This window comes from Sedimenticola thiotaurini, assembly GCF_001007875.1.
In the GTDB taxonomy this organism is placed as follows: domain Bacteria; phylum Pseudomonadota; class Gammaproteobacteria; order Chromatiales; family Chromatiaceae; genus Sedimenticola; species Sedimenticola thiotaurini.
Map to the genome: position 1 here is coordinate 1,367,551 of NZ_CP011412.1, position 25,794 is coordinate 1,393,344.

23 protein-coding genes are annotated in these 25,794 nt (G+C 58.7%); 12 read left to right on the top strand and 11 right to left on the bottom strand.

Going from position 1 to position 25,794, the window contains the following annotated elements:
- Window positions 1–33: 33 nt before the first annotated feature.
- On the bottom strand, window positions 34–675 hold the full coding sequence (narL, locus tag AAY24_RS06140; protein WP_046858934.1) for a two-component system response regulator NarL: 642 nt from the start codon (window positions 673–675) through the stop codon (window positions 34–36).
- 8 nt (window positions 676–683) lie between these two features.
- Window positions 684–2,645: a type IV pili methyl-accepting chemotaxis transducer N-terminal domain-containing protein gene (locus tag AAY24_RS06145; RefSeq protein WP_046858935.1), complete on the bottom strand. Its 1,962-nt coding sequence runs from the start codon at window positions 2,643–2,645 to the stop codon at window positions 684–686.
- A 293-nt stretch (window positions 2,646–2,938) separates the two neighbouring features.
- On the opposite strand from AAY24_RS06145, the gene AAY24_RS06150 reads away from it, so the two are divergent.
- The 8 genes from AAY24_RS06150 (at window position 2,939) to AAY24_RS06185 (ending at window position 14,819) form a co-directional block, all read left to right on the top strand.
- Window positions 2,939–4,378, top strand: coding sequence for an MFS transporter (locus AAY24_RS06150; RefSeq protein WP_046858936.1), 1,440 nt, complete (start codon window positions 2,939–2,941; stop codon window positions 4,376–4,378).
- Window positions 4,379–4,429: 51 nt separating this feature from the next.
- Entirely contained in the window at window positions 4,430–6,034 is a 1,605-nt protein-coding gene (locus AAY24_RS06155) for an MFS transporter (RefSeq protein WP_046858937.1), read from the top strand.
- Between the two features lie 92 nt (window positions 6,035–6,126).
- Complete coding sequence (locus tag AAY24_RS06160) at window positions 6,127–9,888, top strand: nitrate reductase subunit alpha (protein WP_046858938.1); 3,762 nt, start codon at window positions 6,127–6,129, stop codon at window positions 9,886–9,888.
- Window positions 9,889–9,957: 69 nt separating this feature from the next.
- Window positions 9,958–11,517, top strand: coding sequence for a nitrate reductase subunit beta (gene narH / locus AAY24_RS06165; protein WP_046858939.1), 1,560 nt, complete (start codon window positions 9,958–9,960; stop codon window positions 11,515–11,517).
- A gap of 16 nt (window positions 11,518–11,533) precedes the next feature.
- Window positions 11,534–12,049 (top strand): nitrate reductase molybdenum cofactor assembly chaperone, encoded by a 516-nt coding sequence (gene narJ / locus AAY24_RS06170; protein ID WP_046858940.1) that lies wholly within the window; start codon window positions 11,534–11,536, stop codon window positions 12,047–12,049.
- Window positions 12,050–12,059: 10 nt separating this feature from the next.
- Window positions 12,060–12,755, top strand: coding sequence for a respiratory nitrate reductase subunit gamma (gene narI / locus AAY24_RS06175; RefSeq protein WP_046858941.1), 696 nt, complete (start codon window positions 12,060–12,062; stop codon window positions 12,753–12,755).
- A 326-nt stretch (window positions 12,756–13,081) separates the two neighbouring features.
- A complete protein-coding gene (locus AAY24_RS06180) occupies window positions 13,082–13,798 on the top strand; it encodes an epoxyqueuosine reductase (RefSeq protein WP_046858942.1) in 717 nt (238 codons plus the stop codon).
- A gap of 106 nt (window positions 13,799–13,904) precedes the next feature.
- The gene (locus tag AAY24_RS06185; RefSeq protein ID WP_046858943.1) at window positions 13,905–14,819 is read left to right on the top strand and encodes a phosphoribulokinase; all 915 of its coding nucleotides are present in this window, start codon (window positions 13,905–13,907) and stop codon (window positions 14,817–14,819) included.
- 107 nt (window positions 14,820–14,926) lie between these two features.
- On the opposite strand, the gene AAY24_RS06190 is transcribed toward AAY24_RS06185, so the two are convergent.
- Together AAY24_RS06190 and AAY24_RS06195 are read right to left on the bottom strand one after the other, a co-directional pair.
- A complete protein-coding gene (locus tag AAY24_RS06190; RefSeq protein WP_046858944.1) occupies window positions 14,927–15,214 on the bottom strand; it encodes a DUF1330 domain-containing protein in 288 nt (95 codons plus the stop codon).
- Between the two features lie 71 nt (window positions 15,215–15,285).
- On the bottom strand, window positions 15,286–15,945 hold the full coding sequence (locus AAY24_RS06195) for a TetR/AcrR family transcriptional regulator (RefSeq protein ID WP_046858945.1): 660 nt from the start codon (window positions 15,943–15,945) through the stop codon (window positions 15,286–15,288).
- Window positions 15,946–16,041: 96 nt separating this feature from the next.
- Here AAY24_RS06195 and fabF point away from each other — a divergent pair, with 96 nt between their 5' ends.
- A complete protein-coding gene (fabF, locus tag AAY24_RS06200; protein WP_046858946.1) occupies window positions 16,042–17,310 on the top strand; it encodes a beta-ketoacyl-ACP synthase II in 1,269 nt (422 codons plus the stop codon).
- Window positions 17,311–17,315: 5 nt separating this feature from the next.
- Here the strand turns inward: fabF and AAY24_RS06205 are convergent, their stop codons facing one another.
- The 3 genes from AAY24_RS06205 to AAY24_RS06215 all read right to left on the bottom strand — a co-directional run bounded on the left by AAY24_RS06205 (window position 17,316) and on the right by AAY24_RS06215 (window position 19,733).
- The gene (locus AAY24_RS06205; protein ID WP_046858947.1) at window positions 17,316–17,741 is read right to left on the bottom strand and encodes a GNAT family N-acetyltransferase; all 426 of its coding nucleotides are present in this window, start codon (window positions 17,739–17,741) and stop codon (window positions 17,316–17,318) included.
- Between the two features lie 90 nt (window positions 17,742–17,831).
- Window positions 17,832–18,899, bottom strand: a complete 1,068-nt coding sequence (locus AAY24_RS06210) for a GGDEF domain-containing protein (protein WP_052761098.1) — start codon at window positions 18,897–18,899, stop codon at window positions 17,832–17,834.
- Window positions 18,900–19,280: 381 nt separating this feature from the next.
- On the bottom strand, window positions 19,281–19,733 hold the full coding sequence (locus AAY24_RS06215; RefSeq protein WP_046858948.1) for a DUF302 domain-containing protein: 453 nt from the start codon (window positions 19,731–19,733) through the stop codon (window positions 19,281–19,283).
- A 293-nt stretch (window positions 19,734–20,026) separates the two neighbouring features.
- Between AAY24_RS06215 and AAY24_RS06220 the strand changes: the two genes are divergently transcribed.
- Window positions 20,027–20,257, top strand: a complete 231-nt coding sequence (locus AAY24_RS06220) for a hypothetical protein (RefSeq protein WP_046858949.1) — start codon at window positions 20,027–20,029, stop codon at window positions 20,255–20,257.
- A gap of 122 nt (window positions 20,258–20,379) precedes the next feature.
- Here AAY24_RS06220 and AAY24_RS06225 read toward each other — a convergent pair whose 3' ends face one another.
- Window positions 20,380–21,852, bottom strand: a complete 1,473-nt coding sequence (locus AAY24_RS06225; RefSeq protein WP_046858950.1) for a 2Fe-2S iron-sulfur cluster-binding protein — start codon at window positions 21,850–21,852, stop codon at window positions 20,380–20,382.
- A gap of 147 nt (window positions 21,853–21,999) precedes the next feature.
- Here AAY24_RS06225 and AAY24_RS06230 point away from each other — a divergent pair, with 147 nt between their 5' ends.
- Window positions 22,000–22,389 carry a hypothetical protein gene (locus AAY24_RS06230; protein WP_046858951.1) on the top strand — a complete coding sequence of 130 codons (390 nt, stop codon included), beginning with the start codon at window positions 22,000–22,002 and terminating at the stop codon, window positions 22,387–22,389.
- Window positions 22,390–22,409: 20 nt separating this feature from the next.
- Here AAY24_RS06230 and ipdC read toward each other — a convergent pair whose 3' ends face one another.
- Window positions 22,410–24,032, bottom strand: a complete 1,623-nt coding sequence (gene ipdC, locus AAY24_RS06235) for an indolepyruvate/phenylpyruvate decarboxylase (protein WP_046858952.1) — start codon at window positions 24,030–24,032, stop codon at window positions 22,410–22,412.
- A gap of 237 nt (window positions 24,033–24,269) precedes the next feature.
- Here ipdC and AAY24_RS06240 point away from each other — a divergent pair, with 237 nt between their 5' ends.
- The gene (locus tag AAY24_RS06240; protein WP_046858953.1) at window positions 24,270–24,749 is read left to right on the top strand and encodes an Lrp/AsnC family transcriptional regulator; all 480 of its coding nucleotides are present in this window, start codon (window positions 24,270–24,272) and stop codon (window positions 24,747–24,749) included.
- Between the two features lie 192 nt (window positions 24,750–24,941).
- On the opposite strand, the gene AAY24_RS06245 is transcribed toward AAY24_RS06240, so the two are convergent.
- Window positions 24,942–25,142: a hypothetical protein gene (locus AAY24_RS06245; RefSeq protein WP_046858954.1), complete on the bottom strand. Its 201-nt coding sequence runs from the start codon at window positions 25,140–25,142 to the stop codon at window positions 24,942–24,944.
- A gap of 209 nt (window positions 25,143–25,351) precedes the next feature.
- Entirely contained in the window at window positions 25,352–25,783 is a 432-nt protein-coding gene (locus AAY24_RS06250; protein ID WP_046858955.1) for a universal stress protein, read from the bottom strand.
- Window positions 25,784–25,794: the final 11 nt, after the last annotated feature.

Here is a 25,794-nt window from a genome sequence, read left to right on the forward strand (position 1 = left end):
CGGTTGCGTGGCAACCGGAGAGCTGCAACCGGCTTAACCGCTGGAGCTGTTCTTGACACACCAGACCGCCGCTTCCAGCCGGGTGCGCAGGTTGAGTTTCTTCAGCAGATGTTTGACGTGTACCTTTATGGTGCCCTCGGCTATATCCAGTTCCCGGGCTATCTGCTTGTTGCTCATGCCACTGGCAATCAGTGCCAGGATCTCCTCTTCGCGGCGGGTCAGGCCCGCTTCGCCGATACTTCTGGGCCGACCATCTTCCCGCAGAGCCCGGGCCAGCAGCTCGGTCAGGGTGTCGGTAATCGCCAGCCGACCGGACGCGGCGATCTGGATATGCTCCAGTACACTCTCCGGCTCCATATCTTTCAGCAGGTAACCATCCGCCCCCAGGCGTAGCGCCGCAGTCACATCGCTCTCGTTATCCGACACCGTCAGCATCACCACGAAGCTCTCCAGGTCGGTCTGTTTCAGTGCCTTCAGGGTCTCCAGGCCATCCATGCCTTTCATGTTGAGATCCAGCAGGATCAGTTCCGGCTTCAGGGCCAGGGCAGCAGACAACCCCTCCTCGCCGGATGCGGCCTCAGCCACCAGTTGCAGACCGGGATCCATGCCGATCAGGTCTGCCAGACCTTTCCGGAACAGGGGGTGATCATCAATTATCAGGATTGAAATGGCCATCTCTCTACTCACAATGCTATGGGATTGACGGAGTCATCGGACCTGTCATGGTTTTTCCTGGCGGCCCTGAACTGGAACGCCACCCGGGTACCCCCTCCTTTCACCGGTTCAACAGTCAGCGTACCATTCAGGCTTCTGACCCGCTCTTCCATGATCGCCAGACCGTAATGGCGGGATCGCTCGGGGGAGGCCGGGATACCACAGCCATCATCCACCACGCTGACCCTGATCGGCTCATCGCCTCCCCCGCACAGGGTCACCTGGGCCGCATTGGCACCGGAGTGGCGAATCACGTTGGAGAGGGCCTCCCGGATCACCTGCAGGACGTGGATCTCCTCGTTCTCGCTCAACTGCAGACCCTGCAGATTGGAATCGAGTCGGATAGTGATGTCACTGCGCCCCCTGAACTCATCCACCGTCTGTTCCAGCGCCTGCAACAGACCCCGACCATCCACTTTCAGACGGAACGTGGTCAGCAACTCCCGTAACTGGCGGTAGGCGCTGTTGAGTCCTTCACGCAACTCCTGCACCACCCCCAGCACCAGCGCTTCATCGCCGCCCTGCTTGATCACCATATCCAGCCGGCTGACCTGGATTTTCAGGTAGGAGAGCGACTGGGCCAGGGAGTCGTGTAGTTCCCGGGCAATCACACCACGCTCTTCATAGAGGGCCACACGTCTGTTGTAAGTGGTGCGGTAGGCCACACTGATGGCCGCGCCGATGTGGTCCGCCACCGCCTCCAGCAGCTGGGTCTGCCACTCCTGCAGCGGTGCGTCCTCGGGGATGGCGATAAACAGGATACCGTGCTGCTCCTCCTTATCCCGGATCGGTATGGCCAGCACCCGGCGCAGGGTCTGGTCCGGATCACGCCACTCTTTGATCCGGGTACCCTGCTGATTCATGCAGGCACGGCACTCATCCTGGTTGCAGACTGTAGCGCCGGACAGGTTGCTGGTGGCCAGGGTGAATATCTCGCCGCCGATCGACTTTGCCAGGCAGATATTGCCCGGACCAAAACCCACCACCTTCTCGATATCCTTGAGCAGCTCTTCATATACCCGGGGGGTGATGTGGGTGTCGTTGAGTCGGCGGGTGGTCTTGTACAGGAGTTCCAGCGAACGGTTGCTGCGCTCCAGGTCGGTAGTCTTCTCCCGCACCCGCATCTCCAGGTCGGCATACATTTTTGACAGATCATCCGCCATGCCGTTGAAGGCACTGCCCAACTGGCCCAGCTCATCATCCCGCTCATGCTTGACCCGCACGGTCAGGTCGCCCCGCCGCACCAACTGGGCAAAGCGCAACAGGTCACGCAACGGTGGCATGACCAGCGCCTGGATCAGGTACATGGTGTAGAACACCGCCGCCAGGGTCAGGAACAGAGAGCTGATCTGAATCACCCTGAGCCAGCGGATGTTCGATTCGGTCCCCTCCTCCAGCAACTGGACCAGCTTATCGATATCACCGACGAAACGGTCGACGATGGAGACATAGCGGGCGCGGATATTTTGTTGCACTGCCACCCTGAGCGGATCATCCGCCGCGTGGGGAGGCAGCAGACCGGCAGCCTCCCGGGGTCCCATCAGGCTCACATAAACCGTCAGGACCGGCTTTATTTTTCTATGCCACTGCTGATTGATCCGCTCATAGGCCCGGGTCAACCGATGATCCGGATCGGCGGGCAGAATACCGATCAGGCGCGGGCTGCGTAATCGATTCTCAAACTCCTGAACCAGCTGTTCAGTCAGCTTCCAGTACCGCTCGGGGCGGATGTCGGACTGGTAAACCAAGCGGGTGGCGATACGGTAGGACTGCATACGCAGGCTGCCGGCCTGGTTGACCGCTGCCGCATGGCCCTGGGTCTGCTCTTCAATGAAGATCGACCCCAACATGGTCATGAATGCCAGCAGGGTAATGAAACCCATGGAGATACCCATGCGCAACAGAACCGAATTTTTATAGCGGATGGCCATAGGGCGATCTTATCCTGTTCAAGGGTGGTAAAAATAAGGTTCTTTAGCAGTACCACCTTAAATTCCACAAGGTTAATACAGCCCCACCCAAATTACCTGAATAAATTATTTTTTCTTTATTTTCAGTTTGTTATACCGCATACCCCCACTACCACTTTAGTGGTATGTCCGCTTCACTGCTCCCTTCCCGGCCCTCTTCCACAACTTTTTTATCCCTTTAGACTGCCCTCCCAACGCTCCCATGAGCAGACGGTTTGTTGTGGATTGATTGGTGTTTGCAGGTATTGAAAAACATGGCTAGTCAGCAGAGAAAAGCACTATCCGTACTGAGCATGAATACCATCGCCTTTACGGCCTGTTTTGCCGTCTGGGTCATGTTCTCCATCATCGGCATACCGATCAAACAACTGCTCAACCTGAATGACACCCAGTTCGGCCTGCTGATCGCCACTCCCATCCTGACCGGCTCCCTGGTGCGCCTGCCGGTGGGCATGCTCACCGACAGGTTCGGCGGGCGCATCGTCTATTTCACCCTGATGTGCGCCATGTTGGTCCCGCTCTGGTTCATCGGCAACGCCACACAGTACTGGCAGTTCCTGGTTCTCGGTCTGTTTGTCGGGATCGCCGGAGCCTCCTTCTCAGTCGGCATCGCCTACACCGCACGCTGGTTTCCAAAAGAGAAACAGGGCTTTGCCATGGGCATCTTCGGCGCCGGCAATGCGGGTGCCGCTTTGACCAAGTTCGTCGCGCCCGCACTGGTGGTGAGCTACGGCTGGACCATGGTGCCAAAAGTCTACGCGATCGCCATGGCCGTGGTGGTGATCCTGTTCTGGATGTTCACCTACGAAGATCCCGAGCATAAGGTTTCATCCAGCGTTACGGTGAAACAGCAGTTGGCCGCCCTGAAAGATCCCCGGGTGTGGAAATACTGCCAGTACTACTCCCTGGTGTTCGGCGGTTTTGTCGGTCTGTCTCTCTGGATGACCAAGTACTACATCAATGAATACGGGTTTGACCTGACCCACGCCGCCCTGCTCGCCTCCATCTTCGTCCTGCCGTCCGGCGTGATCCGCGCCCTGGGAGGCTGGTTCTCCGACCGTTACGGCGCCTACAAGGTGACCTGGTGGGTGATGTGGGTCTCCTGGGTCTGTCTGTTCATCATGTCCTATCCCCAGACCGCCATCACGGTAAAGACGATCAATGGTCCGATGACCCTGGATGTGGGCCTGAATGTCTGGGTGTTCACCATTCTGCTGTTCATCGTCGGCATCGCCTGGGGCTTCGGCAAGGCGTCGGTGTTCAAGTTTCTGTCCGACGAGTACCCCGACAACATCGGCGTCATCTCCGGCATCGTCGGGCTGGCGGGGGGCATGGGTGGCTTCCTGCTGCCCATCATGTTCGGCGCCATGAAGGATATCACCGGCATCAACTCCACCGTCTTTATGCTGCTGTATGGCGCCACCTCGGTCTCCCTGATCTGGATGCACTACACCTTCGCCCGGGAGCACCAGGAGCAGGACATGGCATCGGCCCGGACCCACGCGGTGGATGCATACCTCAAGTCCCGGGAGAACCCGGAAGCGTACGCCGCCGCCAAGGCAGCGGTGGAACAGGCACACCTGCTGGAAGAGTTGTTCAGCCGGTACAGCGAAGCGAAACAGCGGGCAGAACAGGAGGCTGACGAGTTGCGGCTGCGTCAGCTGAGAGCCACCGCGGTGGACACCCTGGAATAGATACAACGCCGGTAACGATGGTTAGTAGCAACTTTAGAGAGAGAGGCCATTATGTCTGATTTACAAAAATGGGATGTGGAAGATGCCCGGTTCTGGGAGTCGGAGGGCAAGCGGATCGCCAGCCGCAACCTCTGGATCTCCATTCCCAGTCTGCTGTGTGGCTTCGCCATCTGGCTCTACTGGGGCATCATCACGGTGCAGATGCTCAACCTCGGTTTTCCGTTCGCCAAATCCGAGCTGTTTACCCTGGCCGCCATCGCCGGCCTGACCGGTGCCACACTGCGTATCCCGAGCAGCTTCTTTATCCGCATTGCCGGGGGACGTAACACCATCTTCTTTACCACCGCCCTGTTGATGCTGCCGGCCATCGGTACCGGCATCGCCCTGCAGGACAAGAGCACGCCCATCTGGGTGTTCCAGGCACTGGCCTTTCTGTCCGGCTTTGGTGGCGGTAACTTCGCCTCCTCCATGTCCAACATCAGCTTCTTCTTTCCCAAGCGCCAGCAGGGGCTGGCCCTGGGACTGAACGCCGGACTGGGCAATGCCGGTGTCACCACCATGCAGATCCTGGTGCCGCTGGTGATGACCTTTGGCATTTTCGGCGGTGAACCGATGATCCTGGAAAACACCTCCGGCACCCTGATCGGCAAGATCCCGGCCGGCACCGAGAGCTACATCCACAATGCCGGCTATGTCTGGCTGCTGTTGCTGATTCCACTCGCCTTTGCCGGCTGGTTCGGCATGAACAACATCCGTACAGAGGATGTCTCGCCCCATATCGGTTCACCGGTCAGCGCCATGTCCCGGATCACCGGCCTGCTGCTGATCGGTTTTTTCACCGCGGCCATCGGTCTCTACATCATCCTGCCGGCTCCCACCGGACTGGGCGCACCGGGCTGGGCCAAGTGGCCGGTGATCGCCGCTATTCTGCTCGGCACCGTGCTGCTGATGAAACAGATCCCCGGTGACATCAAGCCGAATCTGCAGCGCCAGTTCAGGATCTTCAGCAACAAGCACACCTGGATCATGAGCATCATCTACACCATGACCTTCGGCAGCTTTATCGGCTACTCAGCCGGCTTTGCCCTGGCCATCAAGGTGGTGTTCGGCTACCAGCATCTGGTGGTGGACGGTGTGTTGACCCATGACACGGTCAACGCCAACGGCCCATCCGCACTCATGTACGCCTGGATGGGGCCCTTCATCGGCGCCCTGATCCGCCCGGTAGGCGGCTGGATCGCCGACAAGGTGGGTGGCGCCAAAGTGACCCAGATCGTCTCGGTGATCATGATCGCCAGCGCCCTGGGGGTGGCCTACTACCTACAGGCTGCCTACGCCTCCGCCACCCCGGAAGAGTACTTCGTTCCCTTCCTGGTCCTGTTCCTGGTGCTGTTTGCCGCCACCGGTATCGGTAACGGCTCCACCTTCCGCACCATCGCCATGGTGTTCGACAAGGAGCAGGCCGGGCCCGCCCTGGGCTGGACATCCGCTGTCGCCGCCTATGGCGCCTTCATTATCCCCCAGGTGTTCGGAGAACAGATCAAAGCCGCCACCCCCGAGTATGCCCTGTACGGATTCGCCATCTTCTACCTGGTCTGCATGGTGATCAACTGGTGGTACTACCTGGGCCCGAAGCGGGAGTACGACAACCCCTGATCCGGCCCTGCCGGACCGGTCCGCACCTGCCCCGATGGGGAAACCTTTTTTGTTAATAGCACGTTAGAGAACATGCTGAGAGGAGATACACAATGAGCCACTTTCTTGACCGCCTGCGGTTTTTCAAGAAGGTCCAGGAGACCTTCTCCAAGGGCCACGGCATCGTCACCAACGAGGATCGCCAGTGGGAGGACACCTATCGCAATCGCTGGCGCCATGACAAGGTGGTTCGCTCCACCCACGGCGTGAACTGTACCGGTGGCTGTTCCTGGAAGATCTATGTCAAGAACGGTCTGGTCGCCTACGAGATGCAGCAGACCGACTATCCCGAGACCCGCCCCGACCTGCCCAACCATGAGCCCCGGGGTTGTCAGCGGGGCGCCTCCTTCTCCTGGTACCTGTACAGCCCGCACCGGATCAAGTATCCCCTGGTGCGCGGTCGTCTGATTGATCTCTATCGCCAGGAGCGCAACAGCGGCAAGGATCCGGTGGAAGCCTGGGAAGCGATCCAGCAGGATCCCGCCAAGCGCAACAGCTACACCGCGGTGCGCGGCCTGGGCGGTTTCGTCCGCTCCAACTGGGAAGAGCTGACCGAGATCATCGCCGCCGCCAATGTCTACACCATCAAAAAGTGGGGCCCGGACCGGATCTACGGCTTCTCCCCGATCCCTGCCATGTCCATGATCAGCTACGCGGCCGGCTCCCGCTACCTCTCCCTGATCGGCGGGGCATGTGGCTCCTTCTACGACTGGTACTGCGACCTGCCCGCCGCCTCTCCCCAGGTGTGGGGTGAACAGACCGACGTGCCGGAAGCGGCCGACTGGTACAACGCCAAGTACATCATCATCTGCGGCGCCAACCTGCCCATGACCCGGACCCCGGATGCCCACTTCGCCATCGAGTCCCGCTATAACGGTACCAAGGTGGTCTCCATGGCGCCGGACTACGCTGAGTTCGTCAAGTTCGCCGACCTCTGGATGCCGGTCAAACAGGGCACCGACGCCGCCGCCTTCATGGCCATGGGTCACGTGGCGCTGAACGAGTTCCATATCAAAAGACAGGACCCCTACTTCTCCGAGTACGTCCGCACCTACACCGATATGCCGATGCAGGTGATGCTGCGCAAGGAGGGTGACCGTTATGTCTCCGGCCGGTTCCTGCGCGCCACCGACTTTGACCAGAACCTGGGCGAAGCCAACAATCCGGAGTGGAAGACCGTGGTGTATGACGCGGTCAGCCAGGCTTTCGTGGTCCCGAACGGCTCGGTCGGTTTCCGTTGGGGTGAGGAAGGGAAGTGGAACCTGCTGCCGAAAAATGCCGCCAACCAGGCCGACATCGAGGCCGAACTGAGCTGTCTCGACAGCCGCGATGAGGTGGTGGAGGTCGCCTTCCCCCACTTCACGCCGGACGAGGATGACACCCTGCTGCGTAACATCCCGGTACGCAAGCTGAAACTGGCCTCCGGTGAAGAGGTCTACGTCACCTCGGTATTTGACCTGATGGTCTCTCAGTACGGTATCGACCGGGGCCTGGGTGACAACCTGGCCACCTCCTACGAAGACGAGAGCGTCCCCTACACCCCGGCCTGGGGCTCCAAAGTCACCGGCATCAAAACCGCCGACCTGGTCCGCACCGGCCGCGAGTTTGCCGAGAACGCAGCCAAGACCCGGGGCAAGTCCATGGTCATCATGGGTGCCGCCATCAACCACTGGTACCACAACGACCTGGGTTACCGCTCAATCATGAACCTGCTGCACCTGTGTGGTTGCGTGGGCCAGTCCGGCGGTGGCTGGGCACACTACGTGGGTCAGGAGAAACTGCGTCCCCAGGCCGGCTGGGCACCGATCGCCTTCGCCCTCGACTGGCACCGTCCGCCGCGCCACATGAACAGCACCACCTACTGGTATTTCCATACCGACCAGTGGCGCTACGAGAAGGTTGAAGCCGACAACATCCTCGGCTCCACCGCACAAGCCAAGTACAAGGGCTACCAGATTGCCGACTACAATGTCGTCTCACAACGTCTTGGCTGGCTCCCCTCGGCCCCGCACTTCAACAAGAACCCGCTGGATATCGTCAAGGCGGCGGAAGCGGCCGGCGCCACCGACGAGGCCGGCGTGGCCCAGTACATGGTCGAACAGCTGAAGAGCGGCGACATGGCCTTCTCCATCGAGGATATCGATGCGGAGGAGAACCACCCCCGCAACCTGTTCGTCTGGCGCGCCAACCTGATCGGCTGTTCTGCCAAGGGTCATGAGTATTTCCTCAAGCACCTGCTGGGAGCCCAGAACGGCGTCATGCAGGAGGGCACCGAAGGGGCCAGCTGTCAGGAGATCAAATGGCGCGAAAAGGCGCCCATCGCCAAGCTGGACCTGATGGTGGATATCAACTTCCGCCTCAACTCCACCGGTGCCTACTCGGACATCATCCTGCCCACCGCCACCTGGTACGAAAAGGCCGACCTGAACACCACTGACATGCACCCGTTCGTGCACCCGCTCGGCAAGGCGGTGGATCCGGCATTTGAATCCAAGTCTGACTGGCAGATCTTCATGCGCATTGCCAAGAAGTTCTCCGAAATCGCCGAGAAACACCTGGGCACGATGAAGGATGTGGTGTCACTGCCGATGCAGCATGACACTCCGATGGCCATGGCCCAACCCTACGGTGAGGTAAAGGACTGGAAGCGCGGCGAGTGCGACCTGATTCCGGGCAAGACCGCGCCCATGTTCAAGGTGGTGGAGCGTGACTACCCCAACACCTACAAGAAGTACAGCTCGGTCGGCCCATTGATGGACAAGCTGGGTAACAACATCAAGGGGCTGGACTGGAACACCGAACTGGAGATCGAGCAGTTGAAAACCCTCAACGGCGTGATCACCGAGCCGGGTATCTCCCAGGGTCGTCCCTCGTTGCTGGAAGATGTGCATGTCTGCGACACGGTGTTGCACATGGCGCCGGAGACCAATGGCGAGGTGGCCCACAAATCCTGGAGCGCCCTGACCCAAAAGACCGGCATCAACCACAGCCACCTGTACGAGGGCCGTCACGAGGAGAAGATACGCTACCACGATATCGTGGCCCAGCCGCGCAAGATCATCACCGCGCCCACCTGGTCCGGTATCGAATCCGAGGAGGTGAGCTACAACGCCTGTTACACCAACATCCATGAGCACATCCCGTTCCGTACCCTGACCGGGCGCGCCTCGTTTTATCTCGACCACCAGTGGATGCTGGACTTCGGCGAGGGTCTCTGCTGCTACCGTCCGCCCCAGGACCTGGGTGCGCACAAGAACCTGCCCAAGGAGCTGGCGAACAAGCTGGCCGGCAAGCAGACCCTGACTCTGAACTGGATCACCCCGCACTCCAAGTGGGGCATCCACTCCTCCTACCAGGATAACCTGCGCATGCTGACCCTGTTTCGCGGCGGCCCCTACTTCTGGCTCAACGAGGAGGAGGCCCGCAGCATCGGCATCAAGGACAACGACTGGGTCGAAGCGGTCAACGCCAACGGCGCCACCGTGGCCCGGGTGGTGGTAAGCCAGCGTATCCCCAAGGGTATGGCGATCATGTACCACGCCCAGGAGAAGAACGTGAACGTACCCGGCTCCAACACCACCGGCAAGCGGGGCGGCATTCTCAACAGCGTGACCAAGGTGGTGATGAAACCGACCAACATGATCGGCGGCTACGCCCAGCTCTCCTACGCCTTCAACTACTACGGCACCGTGGGCAGCCAGCGGGATGAAAATGTCATCGTGCACAAGATCGAAGACGCCGACGTGAACTGGCTGGAGGGTGATCTGACACCGGAACGGGAGGCTCAACTCAATCCGCAGGGAATCAACAACTGAGTCAGACATTCGCAACCTGCGGGGTGGCGACACCCCGCAACCGGTGGCAAGCATAGTGAGGAATTTAACATGAATATACGTGCACAAATTGCAATGGTCCTGAACCTGGACAAGTGCATCGGTTGTCACACCTGTTCGGTGACCTGCAAGAACATCTGGACCAACCGCAAGGGTGTTGAGTACGCCTGGTTCAACAACGTGGAATCCAAGCCTGGTATCGGCTTCCCCAAGGAGTGGGAGAACCAGGAGAAGTGGAAAGGCGGCTGGAAAAAAGAGAACGGCCAGCTGGAGCTGAGGGCCGGTGGTCGTATCAGCAAGCTGGTGAACATCTTTGCCAACCCGGACATGCCGGAGATCGACGACTACTACGAGCCGTTCGACTACGACTATCCCAAGCTGCAGAACAAACCGCTCTCCGAGGCGGCACCCACCGCCCGTCCCCTGTCCCAGATCACCGGCGAGCGCATGGAGAAGATCCAGTGGGGTCCCAACTGGGAGGATGACCTGGCCGGCGAGTTCGAGAGCCGCTCGGTGGATCAGAACTTCAAGGGCATCCAGAAGCAGATCTACAAGGATTTCGAGAAGACCTTCCACATGTATCTGCCCCGGCTCTGTAACCACTGCCTGAACCCGGCCTGCGTGGCCAGTTGCCCCTCCGGCGCCATCTACAAGCGGGACGAGGACGGCGCGGTGTTGATCGACCAGGACCGCTGCCGCGGCTGGCGCATGTGTGTCAGCGCCTGCCCGTACAAGAAGATCTACTTCAACTGGGAGTCGGGCAAGTCCGAGAAGTGTATCCTCTGCTACCCCCGCATCGAGTCCGGCATGCCTACCGCCTGCGCCGAGTCCTGCGTCGGCCGCATCCGCTACATGGGCGTGGTGCTGTATGACGCGGACAGGATCAGCGATGCCGCCGCGGTAGAGGGTGAAAAGGATCTCTACAACGCCCAGATGGACATCTTCCTGGATCCCAATGACCCGGAGGTGATCCGCCAGGCCCAGGAGCAGGGTATCCCTGACACCTGGCTGGATGCCGCCAGGCGTTCACCGGTCTACAAGATGGCCATTGAATGGAAGATCGCCTTCCCGCTGCACCCGGAATACCGCACCCTGCCGATGATGTGGTACGTGCCACCGCTCTCCCCGGTACAGAGCCAGATCGACCAGGGCACCCTGCCGACTGAGGCCGATGGCTGCATACCCAAGGCGGAGGCACTGCGCTTCCCGGTCCAGTACCTGGCCAACCTGCTCACCGCCGGTGACGAGAAACCGATCATCAGCGCCCTGAACCGCCTGCTGGCGATGCGCAGCAACCAGCGTTCCAAGGCGGTGGAGGGTACCTGCAACACGGCCGCCCTGGAAGCAGTCGGCATGACCGAAGCCCAGTCCGATGAGATGTACCAGCTGCTCGGTATCGCCAACTATAACGACCGGTTTGTGATCCCCACCGCCAACGAGGCGCTGGCCCAGGAAGATCCCTACGCCTTCCAGGGTCAGAACGGTTTCAGCGCCGGCAACATCAGTTCCCAGGGCAGCGACAGCGGCCAGGGATTCACCCTGTTCCCCGCACCGCGCAAGCGTACCCATACGCCCCAGGGCATCCAGCCACGGAAAAAAGACAAGGTTTAAACGGGAGATTATTGACATGCTTATCTACAACATCATGGCCCGGCTGCTGGATTACCCGGATGGGGATCTGGCGGAAAACCTGCCGGGGATTCTGGATGCAATCCAGCACGACGACACGATCACCCCGACGGAAAAAGAGGGGCTGCTACAGCTCATCGCCTGGATGAACCTGCACGACCTGACCAGCCTGCAGAGCCAGTACGTGCAGACCTTCGACATGGTGCCGGAACACGATCTGCACCTGACCCACCACCTGTTCGGTGATGATCGCGGCCGGGGCCCCGCCCTGATCGACCTGTCCGAGCACTACAAAGCCAGTGGCCTGGAAGTGGCAGGCAACGAGATCCCCGACTTCCTGCCCCTGATCCTGGAGTATGTATCCACCCTGGACGAGTTACAGGCACGGGTGTTCCTGGGCGATGCCGCCAAGGTACTGAAAGTGATTGGTGACAACCTGGAGAAGGCCGGCAGCCCTTATGCGCGGATTCTCCGCATCGTGGAAAACCGTGGCCATCTGGCCCAAGCAGCCTGAGGAGACTGGCATGACACTGAATAACTTCTTTTTTGGCGCCTACCCCTACCTGGCCGGCACCATCTTCCTGCTTGGCAGCTGGCTCCGCTTCGATCGTGAACAGTACACCTGGAAGGCGGACTCCAGTCAGCTGCTGAGCGGTAAAGGTATGCGACTGGCCAGCAACCTGTTCCACGTCGGTATCCTGGCGGTATTCTTCGGCCACCTGGTCGGTATGCTGACTCCGCACAGCTGGTTCCTGGCGCTCGGTATCTCCGATACGGCGCACCAGTACATCGCCATCTATGCTGGCCTGATTTTCGGCAGCCTCTGCCTGATCGGTGCCATCATGCTGCTGTTGCGTCGCCTGAGCCAGCCCCGGGTACGGGCCGTCAGCCGCAGGCGGGACACTTTCATTATCGGCTGGCTGCTGGTCACTGTCACCCTGGGCCTGAGCACCACGGTGATCTCACTGGAGCACGCCGCCCATGGCAACGCCGGCACCATGATCGCCCTGACCGAGTGGGTCAAGAGCGTAGCCACCCTGAGTGTCGATCCGGGCCTGATTCAGGATGTGCACCCGATCTTCAAGCTGCATATATTCTTCGGCATGACCGTGTTCCTGCTGTTCCCGTTCACCCGCCTGGTGCATGTCTGGAGCGTGCCGCTGAGCTATATCAGCCGCCCCTACCAGATTGTGCGGATGAAAAAGGTCGGTATGAACTGAGTGTGTGAAAAATGCCGGTTTCAGTCCCCGCTTGAGGCTACAAAGCGTGGCCCCAGAGGCAGCTGAGACCGGCATGACCAGTACCGGGGGGAACACCCTGGTTCCCCTCTGTTCTACCGGTCGATCCGTATCCGAAAAAAAAGGCCCGGACACGGATCAGCGCTATGCAACGCATCAAGGAGGACTGACCACAATGCACTCCACCGTGGCGACACCAGCCAAACCGGGTTCGCTCCCGCCGGCTAACCACACTCCAGCTGCCAGCTCCACGACTGAACCTGAGTCGACACCATTGGACACCGTCCCCCTAGCCGTGGATTAAACAGATGGGTACTACCGAGACTTTCAAACAGCAGATCCTCCAACTGGGCGCCGACCTGGTCGGTATTGCCGATGCCACACCACTGCGTGCCCTGCGTACCGACCCAGACAACCTGCTGGCACCCTACTCCCGGGCCATCGCCATCGCTGTGCGGGTGCCGACCGACGTGTTTGAAACCATCCAGGATCGCCCCACTCCGATCTATGCCACCGCCTATCAGGCCTCCAACCGCATACTGGATGAGATCGCCCTGAAGGCAGCCAATCAGCTGCAGCGGGCCGGTCACAGCGCCCTACCGATCCCGGCGGCGCAGATCCTGGACCGGAAGCACTGGTACGGGGCCATCAGCCACAAGGCAGTGGCACGGATGGCGGGGCTTGGCTGGCAGGGAAAGAACCTGTTACTGATCACCCCGGAATTCGGCTCCCGGGTTCGACTGGTCACACTACTGACCGACGCACCACTGGCGATTGATGAACCGATCGAGAACCGCTGTGGCAAATGCCGTCTCTGTGTCGATGCCTGCCCGGTCGATGCCATTCACAACGTCAATACCAGCACCCACTATGACAGCCGCGAGGAGGCAATCGACTTGCAACGTTGTGCCGAGAAGGTGACTGTCGAATTTGCCAACCTGCCCAATATAGGCGCCCCCATGTGCGGTATCTGTATCAAGGTGTGTCCATTTGGGCGCCGGACCAAGCCCCCACCATCCACCTGACTCAGTTCAGCCCGGCCAGCAGCAGACCATTTGTCCGGGCAATTCAACCGAAAATATGCCAAAATCGCCCGGTTCGTATTTCAGAACTGCGTCGAGTTAAGCATCCATGGGTAAGAGAGAATTTCCAATTGTCGCCGTAACCGGCTCTTCCGGAGCGGGCACCAGTACCGTCAGGGACGCGTTCAGTCACATTTTCTACCGGGAGGGTATCCAGGCCCTGATGATCGAGGGCGACTCCTACCATCGCTACACCCGCAGCGAGATGAAAAAGGCCACCAAGCTGGCCAAACAGCAGGGGCGCAACCTGAGTCATTTCAGCCCTGAGGCCAACCTGCTGGACGATCTGGCGGAGATGTTCAGAAAATACAAGGCAACCGGCCAGGGCAGGATCCGTTACTACCTGCACAATGAAGAGGAGGCCCTGCCCTGGGGACTCAAACCCGGCACCTTCACCCCCTGGGAAACGACCAAGGAGGAGACCGACCTGCTGCTCTACGAGGGGCTCCATGGCGGCATGCCGGAAGTGCGTCCCTACGTGGATCTGTTAATCGGCGTGGTGCCGATCATCAATCTGGAGTGGATTCAGAAGATCCAGCGGGACAACCAGACCCGCGGCTATGACACCGAGACCACCGTCGAGGCGATCAAGCGGCGCATGGATGACTACGTGGAGCACATCACGCCCCAGTTCTCCCATACCGACATCAACTTTCAACGCATACCCACGGTGGACACCTCCAACCCCTTTATCTCCCGGGAAGTGCCCAGCGCCGACGAGAGCCTGGTGGTGATCCGGGTCAAGAAACGCATCATCAAGAAGTACCATATCGACCTGGTCTACCTGAAACACATGATCGAGCACTCCTTCATCTCCCGGCGCAATACCCTGGTGATTCCCGGTACCAAGATGGCCTTTGCCATGGAGGTGCTGTTGGCGCCGATTATCGAAGACCTGGTGAAGAACTCCAAGAACGCACAACGGGTGAAGAAGAAGAAGAAGAGCGCCCGGCAGGACGACTGACCGGCCAGCGGCGCGTCACACCCTGGTCTGAATCGGCTAATGGCAGTCCCGACAGGGCGAATCCGACAGGGTTCCGGCGGAGCGGCAAGCCTCCCCGGTAGCCAGCGTTACTCCTGGAAAATCAGCAGATCTATATCGGCTGCTGACTGGCGCAGCGGGATCAGCGCCTGGTAGGCGGCCGATTCGTGCCAGCCGTTGGCCGCCGCCAGATCGGGGAAACGGATCACCACCGTATCGGTATGGGCATGGGTGCCATCCAGCACCCGGGCCAGATTGGCACGTAACAACAGTTCCGCGCCCCAGGGCTCCAGGGTGGCCGGCACCTGTTCGCGATATTGGGACCACTTGTCGGCATCTTTGACCGTGATATGGCCGATTACGTAGGCATTACTCATGGGGGTTTGTTCAATAGCTGATTGAAAATTACACTATAAAATCCACCGGACTTGTCAGTCCGTCGGTCGGTTCATGACCAGGAGTCCGGCGCGGCCGAGCCCAACAGGCTGTCCAGCTCCGTTTCACTCACTCCGAGCATAATCAGGATCTGTTTCTGGGCCGATTCCAGGATAGCGCGGCGCTCCTCTTCATGGGGGATGCTCTTGGCAATCGCAACGGCCCCCACCAGGGAAGCGAGAATGGCCCGGGCCTTTTCCGCGATAGTGTCCCGGTCCGGCTCGAACGGCAGCTTCTTCAACCGACTCAGGGCCATGATGCGGGTTTCCAGCATCTTCTTCAGGCTGTGGTAGGAGGTTTCAAACAGCTTTTTGACTTCGGCGTTGTCGTTACCGATCTCATTGAACAGGATCGTTTCCGGTCCCGGCTTGCTCTTCTCCCGCAACTCCTGCAGATTCCAGTAATTGGTCACCAGGGCGGTCAGATGCTTGATCGACAGCGGCCCCTTGACCAGTCGGGCAGCACGGCTGCCTTTCAGAGTCTCCAGGAACGACGCATTGTAGAGCGCCTCTTTGGATTCAAAGTGCGCATAGAAGGCGCCATGGGTCAGTTTCGCCAGTTTCATAATCTGGCTGATAGAGACCTTCTCAAAACCGTAGCGACAAAACAGCTCTGTAGCGGATTTCAGAATGCGCTCTTTTGACTTTGCTTTGTGATCTTCCGGGTATGGCATTTAATTCCCCCAAAACGTCATGGGCAAAATATTATCTTGATCATATAGTGGCCGGTGCTAGGGTTTCTAGTATTGATAGAGTGTTATGGAGAAACCATGAGTTCACCGATCGTAATTACGGGTATGGGCATGATCAGCCCTCTGGGTTGTGGCGTCAAGCCGGTCTGGGAACGTCTGACCGCCGGTCAGTCAGGCATCGGCCTGATCGATCGCTTTGATACCGCAGAGTTTCCGATCAAGATTGCCGGGCTGGTACCGGACATCGAACAGGATCCGCAGGCCGGTTTCAATATCGAGCCGCTGATCGAGAAAAAGGAGCGCAAGAAACTCGACCTGTTCACCATCTACGCCATGGCCGCGGCCCATGAAGCACTGGAGCAGGCCGGCTGGCACCCGGAAAGCGAAGCCGACCAGCAGGCCACCGCCACCATCATTGCCACCGGTATCGGTGGTTTCACCACCATCACCCAGGCCCAACAGACCCTGGACAGCCGCGGTTACAAACGCCTCTCCCCGTTTACCGTACCGGCCTTTCTGGCCAATATGGCGGCCGGTAACCTCTCTATCCGCTACGGTTTCAAAGGCCCGCTCGGCTGCCCCGTGACCGCCTGTGCCGCCGGTATCCAGGCCATTGGCGACGGTATGCGCATCATCCGCAACGGCGAGGCTGAAGTGGCCCTGGTGGGCGGTGCGGAGGCGTGCGTCGACCCGCTGTCGCTGGCCGGCTTCAACGCCCTCAAGGCCCTATCCACCGAAGGCGAGGAGCCGACCCGGGCGTCCCGTCCCTTCGACCAGGCACGCAACGGCTTCATCATGGGTGAAGGCTCCGGTCTGATGGTCATCGAGACCCTGGAGCATGCTCTGGCACGGGGCGCTACGCCCCTGGCCGTACTGAGTGGCTACGGTACCAGCGCCGATGCCTACCACATCACTTCCGGTCCCGAGGATGGCGCCGGTGCCGCTGCTGCCATCCGTGCAGCGCTGCGCATGGCCGGGCTGCAACCGGGCGACATCAACTACGTCAACGCCCATGCCACCTCGACCCCGGTAGGTGACAAGGCGGAGATCGCCTCACTGAGAAATGTATTTGGTGACAGCCTGCCACAGGTGCCGGTCTCGTCCACCAAATCGGCCACCGGCCATCTGCTCGGCGCAGCGGGAGGTATAGAGAGTATCTTCTCCGCCCTGGCGGTGATGCACGACCGGCTCCCGCCCACTCTGAATCTGGACAACGTTGATCCGACCATGGAGGACCTGGACTTCGTCCCCAAGGAGGCACGGTCCCAACCCACCCGACACGCCCTGTGCAACGGCTTCGGCTTTGGCGGGGTCAATGCGGCCCTGATCGTCAGTAAAATGTCATAGCTGGTTCACCCCTGCCGGGTGCTGATCTCCTGTTCAGGACTCAGCACCCAGCAGCGTGGATTGTTGGCGTATCCGATATGGCTGTAGTAAGCGTTGGCCGCCGGCGCAGCCAGCAGAATCAGTTTACAGTGGGGCCCCAGTTGCGCCTGGGTAATGCGCTGCAACTCCCTGCCGATCCCGCTGCGCTGATGTTTTTTATGAACCGCCAGATCAGAAAGATAACAGGCGTAATGGAAATCTGTTACTGAGCGGGCCATGCCAACCAGTTCACCCCCGTACCAGGCAGTCACCATCAGGTCACTGTTACGAATCATCCCCTCCATACAGGCGCGATCTTCTACCGGCCGACGCTCGCCCAGGGTCGATTCATGCAGCAGGGTAATGAACTGATCGGTTGAGACCGGGCTATTCACCTTGTATTCCAGATCCATCGCTTCACCTGTGACAGTTCATGGTTAGGCCATCCGGTCAATGGCTGTTCGATAAAGGGGTCGCTCTCCGTAGAGCCGATACAGAATGGACTACCCCGCCGTTTCCATAGAGAGGATCCGCCCGGTCGGGTCAAATACCTGGTTTCGACCATGTCGCTTGGCCTCATAGAGTTTACGATCAGCCTCTGCAATCAGCTCAGCGGTATTCCGGACATTCAGGATACACTCGGTTCCGAAACTTGCGGTAACCGGATCCACAATCCCAAGTGCATCCAGAGCCAGCTGATCGATGACCTGGCGAAGTTTCTCCGCCACCAGTAATGATTGCGCCTGATCGGTCTGGGGCAGCAGAATCATAAACTCCTCCCCGCCCCAGCGGCACACCACGTCCTGCTGCCGGACCTCCTTTAACAGCAGTCTGGAGACCGTTATCAGCACTTCATCCCCCTTACCGTGACCGTACTTGTCATTAATCCGTTTGAAATAATCCAGGTCCATCATGATCAGTGAATAGGGGTGGCCGTGTCGAAGATACAGACTCTGTTCAACCTCCAGGCACTGCTGCATGGCCCGGCGATTCGCCAGGCCGGTGAGTGCATCCGTGCGGGACGCCTGATCCAGTTCCCGGCTGATCGTCTCGTAATCACTCTGGCTCTTACTACGCAGGTATTCATAAATGGATGCCATGACACCCAACGACAGGAACGACGCGATGAACCGGACCTTGAAGCTATATGAATACTCGGCGGTAACGAAAGGGAGGTCGGGATAGAACAGCAACACCGTGGAAATAACCAGGAGAATAAAAAAAGCGATCAGCCCCTTTTTGAATCCCTGTAGCAGCATGATGACCAGGAACAGTGAATGACACCAGAGTGGCCCACTGTTCTGCACACCGCCGGAGGCAATCAGGTAGCAAAACACCAGGGCAACAGTAATAGAAATCCCGTAACTGCCATAGCTGAAATTCTGGGTACGCCGCATCACCAGTATGGAGAGCGATCCCATAAAGGCGCTGCCAAACAACACCCCAGCGATGAAATAATTGTCCCGGAAAATCGCATTACCACCAAAAAACATCAGGAAAATGACCCCCGCCAGACCTATCATATTGATGGTCTGAAAATTTCGTTCCTGATCGATTTTTCTGATAAACACGCTTGATCTGTCCCTCGATACCCAGGCTATTCCCTCATTTCCCTTAACATGGGCATACTCCCTGCCGACCTGTCAGAACAACGCTGCCACCCGACAATAGGTACAATTCGTGGTTAACACAGTGCCAGAGCAAGCCTGAGACAAACCACTGCAAGCCGGCCGGATTGCAACACGCTTCAATCCTGAAATAGAAAACCAGCTCCGTTAAATTCTAACAATCATACTCCTCCCCTACATCAACTATCTGTCCAGATTGTCGATCCTAAAAACAGAGCCAAAAAATTACACTGCCCTTCCTGCAGTAATTGGAGGACAGGGTGCCACTACCCATTTCCCGACATAACCCGGAAATATCAATTTCAAGTAGTGGCACCACCGGAACTACCGGGTGGCTGCCGCCCGGGTCATACCCGCCAGCGCCTTCTCCACTTTCTGCAGGGTCTCCTGACACCCCACAATGCTGTGCCGCTGTTCCAGGTAGCGGGGATCGTTATAGGAGATCCAGACCTTGGCATCCCCATCCTCCCAGATCAGGGCTTTCTGTGGCAAGTCGATAGCAACGCTCTGTTGACACGCCATCAGCGGACTGCCCACTTTGGGATTACCGAATATGATCAACTCAGTTTTACGCAGCTCTATACCCACTTTAGCCGCACCGTCTGAATGCTTAATACGATTAAAGACGGTCATTCCTTTCTTCGTTAAAATCGCCTCAAGACGATTGGCAGTCTCTTCAACACCGAACTCACTGGCCACATTGATAACCCCGTCTGCGGCGGATAGGGGAGCAGATAGCCAAATGAAAGCAAATGCTGCGAATAAAACTTTTTTCATGATCTCTCCTGTTACTCTTGGTGGATATAAAGTTTTTCTTCTCAATCAACTGTAGTCCGACTTTCCGACAAGTGAAAAGCCGGCTCTCCATAACAGTAATCACCCGGCCGCTTCCAGACTGAAAAGAACAGCCTGCCTGCAGAGATAGTCGTGGGGAGAGGCGAGTTCGACTGGAGCAGTTATCCGGTTGGTATAAAAAGATCTGCCCAGCTGAAATATTCTAGCATCAACCCGGGTCTTTTCAGGCAAGGACCACTTCTCAGGTCCACCAACAAATACCCAGGAGATTTATAATGAAACTTTCCAATAAACTGCTCGCCGTTGCTGCCGCCTCTCTTCTCTCCACCGGCATCGTCCTGGCGGACGATCTTAGCGATGACCTGATCTACGGGTCCAACTCAACCGACTTCACCCAACTGCCGGCCACTGCAGCTGGCTCTGCCTCCGACAGTAGCCCGGTACAGGTGTCCGAAGGAATCGCCGCCATCCCCGACTATCTGGAAGGTATACACGCTAACCAGTAAATTTAACTTCATCAGCCGATGCGGTCAGTTGGGGATTCCCGACTGACCGCTTACTGCTGTTGCACCCGGTAAGTCACCCGATCAGCCGAAGAGCCATGGAACCCGAACCGATCAAGGCCGGCTTAACAGCCCACGCTCTCCACCGACCATTCAGCACTATCCACGCCCTTCTCCCCGACCACCTTCAGCAGTCCCTGCAGCCAGGCATCCGGGCCGGCGATATACACTTCGGTTCGGTTATTCTGCTCGATCGTCTGGATTATCTGGTCCGCCAGCACCTCCAGCGGTATGTCGGCCTCGGTGCTGCGGTACTGGAAGTTGTCCAGGGCATCATTCCAGGAGCGACAGAGTCGCTCCAGCGAAGAGCCGGCGGGATTGCCTCCCACCAGGATCAGGGAGAGCTCCTCCGCCTCATCAATGGTGATCGCCTGCTCCACCAGGCTTTTGACTGGCGCCAGACCACCCCCCTTGGCGACGAACAGCACCGGTCGCTTGGAGTCTTCATGGAGCAGAAACTGGCCATCCGGCCCCTCCAGCACCAGTGTCTGCCGGGCCAGGTCCCCCTTGAAGACCACATCCTCCAGGGGCGAACCGATGCCGGCAAACAGTAAAAACAGCAGGTTGCGGCCATCACAGGGGCAGCTGGCGATATAGAGCGTATCACTGACACCCTCTTCCGTGGTCAGGCGCACCCGCTGTCCCGCCTTGAACCGCAGTGACTGGGTACGGGGGGTCTGCACATGCAGCACCGCCAGCTCTGGACTCTCCAGCTCCACCTTGCGCACCAGCGCCCGAATCACCTGGTGGGGCAGCACTTCGCTGGCGGTGGCCTCATTGGCCTCGATTACCAGGTCGGATATGGCAGTATTGGAACAGGCCAGTATGTAGCCCTGCGCCTGCTCCCGGGCGCTCAGCACATAATCGTGCTGGCGCAGCTTGCGCACCGCCCCGGAGACCACCCGGCATTTACAGGCGCCACAATTGCCGCTGGTGCAGCCGTAATCGAGATAGAGGCCGGCCTTGAGTCCCGCCTCCAGAATGGAGTCGTTGCCTTCAATAAAAAACTCATGGCCGCTCGGTTGCAGGCGCACCGCGGCAGTGACGATCTTCAACAGGGCATTCTTGGCGAACAGGCGCGCCTTGGCGTCTTCCACCCGGTCCAGTCGCCCCATCGCCCCCTGCAGCTTATCGATACAGTCTCTGATGGCGGTCTGCAGGGCCGCTTCCGGTTTATCCAACGCCTCCCGCAGCTCTGCTATGGTCTCTTCCAGCAGCAGCTCGGAGGTATTAAGGGCCGATTTGGTCTGCACCAGGATATGCTGAAACTCATACAGCCGCTGCATCAGCACCTGGGGATCGGGCATCCAGCCGTCACTGTAGTGGGATTTGGGCCGCGCCTCGCTTTTGATGCGCTGCACCCGCTCCAGTACCGGATCCTCATCCAGGTTGATCTCGGGATAGAGTACCAGCAGATCCTCGATGGCGATCTCCCCTTCAAAGGTTTTTACCCGCTCTTTTCTGATTCTTTTCTGCAGTTCGCCCCGGGTGACATCCGCCAGGCGCGCCGCCCGGGAGAGTGATAACAGTTGTGGCATTAGGCTTCCCTCCTGATTCACACTGTAAGGCAATATAACAGTTCCGGCGGAACGGCTGATAGCTCAAAGAGAACCCGTTGTCGTTGCCCCTATCCCGTCAACAGCTACACTCTATTCAGACAGAATAGCCAATAACGGTTTCAGGCAATGAATCAGACCCATGCACAATCCGGCACTGAACTGGCCATCCTGGCTGAGGCGCTGTTCCTTGCCAACCTGCTACTGCTGCCGGGGATCTGTTTTCTCTGGCTCGCTTATCTCTATTTCAAACACCGCCACACCGGGCCACCACTGGCCCGCTCCCACCTGGAGCAGACTTTCATTGCCAGCATTATCGGCGGTGTCCTGCTGGTGATCGCCAACCTGGCGATCCTCTGGCTGGGGGGGTATCGAAGCGCCAACACCTGGGTGGTGCTGATTCTCTACTTCACCACTATTCACTCCACCCTGGTGGTGCTGGGGATGGTGGGACTCTCCAAGGCGATGGCCGGTAGCGAGTTCCGTTTCCCCCTTATCGGCAGACTCAGTTTCAATTGACCCAGCTGCCGGATGGCAGCCTACTGCTTCGCCAGCCGTCGGCCATGGGCCTCTACAAACTGCTGCAGGGTGGCACTGCGGGCGTCCTCGGCCAGCATGATCTCGATCAGCTGAAACCGCCCCCGGGTGGCAACCGCCTGCTCCAGCGCAACCTGCAGTTCAGCCCGGCTGCTGACCCGCACCCCATCACCCCCGAGGGGACCGCACAGATCGGCAAAGTGCCAGTCATCCAGCTGGTTGAATTCACTCTCCGGCTGGAACGTGGCCAACATGCCCCAGCAGCTGTTGTTGAACAGCAGCACAATCGGGTCCCAGCCGTAGCGTCGGCAGTTCCCCAACTCCCACCCGGTCATCTGAAATGCCCCGTCGCCCACCAGAATAAGGGGCCGCTGACCGGTGGCTGCCTGCAGGCCCAGGCCGGCTGGCACGCCGAATCCCATGGTGGCGTAATAGCCGGGCGCCACCAGCTGAGTGTTGTCCATATCCATGGCGGTGAACAGGCAGTCACCGATGTCCGAGGCGATCATCAGCGGACCGTGACGATCAAACAGATCATTAACCGCCCGGGCGATATCGGTGGGGACAATAGGCGACCGATCCGCCTCCAGGCCCCGTGGGTAGCTGGGTTTGACCGGGTCGGCATGGTTGGTATTGGCCTGGGTCTGGCGCAACAGCTCATCCACCAGCTCCGCCAGCGACAGTCCCCGGTAGCAGTGATAACCCACCTGCACCTCACGATCGGTGGCGTTCACAGTGTGACGAATATCCAGCCGCCTGGCCGAGACACCAAAATTGGTATCACACACGATCACCCCCAGCATCAACAACTGGTCCGACCCTTCCACCGCTTCGCAGACAGCGGCATCCCCCGCCATGCCGATATAGGCGCCGATAAAGGGGCAGTCCGATCCGGAGAACAGACCACGGCCCATAAACGAGGTGGCCACCGGCAGATTCAGGCGTCGGGAGAGCTCGGCCACCTTCTCCTCCAGTCCATAGCGACGCACCTCCACGCCGGCCAGGATCACCGGGCGTTGCGCCGCCCCGATCCGGGCCAGGATATCCTCCGCACAGGCCGCCAGCGCCTGGGGATCAGCGCTGGATGGGGCCAGCAGCGGAACCGTATCACAGGGGGCATCGACCAGATCACGGGGAAACTCGATATAGACCGGACGGGACTGCTCCAGGCAGTTGCGCAGCACCCGGGCGATCTGTTCCGGTGCACTGCGCAGGTCATCCAGCACCAGCTGGTCACAGGTAAACTCCTTGAAAACTTCATACTGGGAACCGAGCGTCTTGACCTGGTGGTGCAACAGCAGGTCGCCCTGGTTCTCCGACAAGCCGGGTGCACCGGAGATCACCACCAGGGGGGATTTCTCCGCATAGGCGCAGGCCACGCTGTTGACCATATTGAAAGCGCCGGCCCCGTAGGTAACCACCGCCACCCCCAGGGAGCCGCGGCAGCGCGCCGCCGCATCGGCCGCGAAGCCGATCCCCGGCTCATGGCTGAGGGTATAGAAAGGGAGGATACCCGATTGCTCGATCACCCTGAAAAAAGGCAGAACGAAATCCCCCGGAATACCGAAGATCTCCTCTGCTCCATAGCGTTTCAAACTGTGCAACAGCGCCTCTGCCAACGTCATATTCATCTCTCCGGTTCAGCAAAAAACTGCCGCCAGCATAGCGCAATCGGAATGACGTTTTCGCGTGTTTAGCTGATAAGAAGCGCCGTTTAACGCATGAATCATTCATTTATTTTATATTTATGACTATATACTGCATCATAGAGAGAAAAGAGATGAGTTCCATTTAAACCGGTGTCGCGCTGAACTGCCTGAAAGCAGGCAGTTTCGGCACAGCCACCCCATTCCGGAGTGCCCATGCCCCTCAAACTGGACAAGTACGACAAACAGCTCCTGCACCACCTGCAGCAGGACGCCCGCCTCTCCCATGTCGCCCTGTCGGAACGGATCAACCTGTCGCCGTCCCAGTGCGCCCGACGCTTGCAACGCCTGGAAGAGGCGGGCGTTATCACCGGGTACTCCGCCATCGTTGATCAACAGGCCCTGGGACTGGATGTGGTGGCGCTGATCAACATCACCCTGGAAAAGCAGCAGGGGAACATCGCCGCGGCGTTTGAACAGGCGGTACAGGCACGTCCGGAGATACTGGAGTGCCTGCTGATCACCGGCGATGGCGATTACGAAATGCGGGTCATCGCCCGTAATCTGCAGGATTTTTCCCGTTTTATCTCCGAGCACTTGATGAAGATGCCGGGCGTCTCCTCCTTCAAATCCAATATCCAGCTCTCCCAGGTGAAGGCGCGCGGTTCCCTGCCCCTGCTGGAGCTGGATGAATGAGTCGCTGAAACCGGAAAACCAAGGGGGTACGGGGCGTTTCTGAAACTGGGCGTTTGAGGATTGTTGGGCAACCCGACAAACAATCCCCCGGTCTTACCGGGGGATAATGTTGGCCGTTGCCTGTGGTGATCGGTAGTGTCACTCCTGATCCATCCGGTCGGACCGGCGAATCAGGCTGACGGCTCTATCCGGTTACTTTTTGGATTTTTTCGAGCCCTTTTTACTCTTCTGCTTTTTCTGCTTCTTCTTTTTGGCCAGCTTCTTTTTTGCCTTCTTCTTCTCTTTGCGCTTCTTCGCCTTGGCCTTGGCTTTTGCCTTCGCTTTCGCTTTGGCTTTCTGCTTCAGCTCTTCAGCTTTTTTCTCGCCCTTTTTGTCACTCTTCTTTTTACCCATTGAGGCTGCTCCTTGTATCAATTACCGAAGGCAAACAGTACGATCGCCCTTTCTCCGGAAATGCAATCGGGATACATCAACTGTATATTCCCTGCACCCCCATGCTATAGATCCGGTCGCTGTTGGGCAAATCCTACGAACCGTGAATCGGGCCGGACCCCCGCCTCTCCTGCCCTGGATCAATCAAGGCGCGAACAACCCGGCACTGATCACTCCCCCTTGATCACCATCACAGAACATTTGGCATGCTCCACCACCTTGGCAGCGCAGGATCCCAGAAAAACCTGGGACAACCCCTTGGCGTGGGATGGAATAACAATCAGATCCGCGCCGATCTTTTTCGCCTGGCGGAGGATCTGTTCCGGCGGATTACCTTCGGAGATCAGCGGATGGGTAACGATATCGTCCGGCAGGTTGTCGCGGATATAGCGTTTCATCAGCTTGGCCACCTCCTTCATCGCCTCCTGCATCGCCTGGTCAGGGAAAAACGAGGCCACCAGCGGCATACCAAACCCCGGCAGCACCGTCATCACATAGATCTCGGCCTTGTGCTTGCGCGCCTCTTCTACAGCGATCTTCTGCGCCTTGGCCGCCAGCTTGGTATCCTGCAGATCAATCGGCATCAGTATTTTTTTGAACATAACCGTTTCCC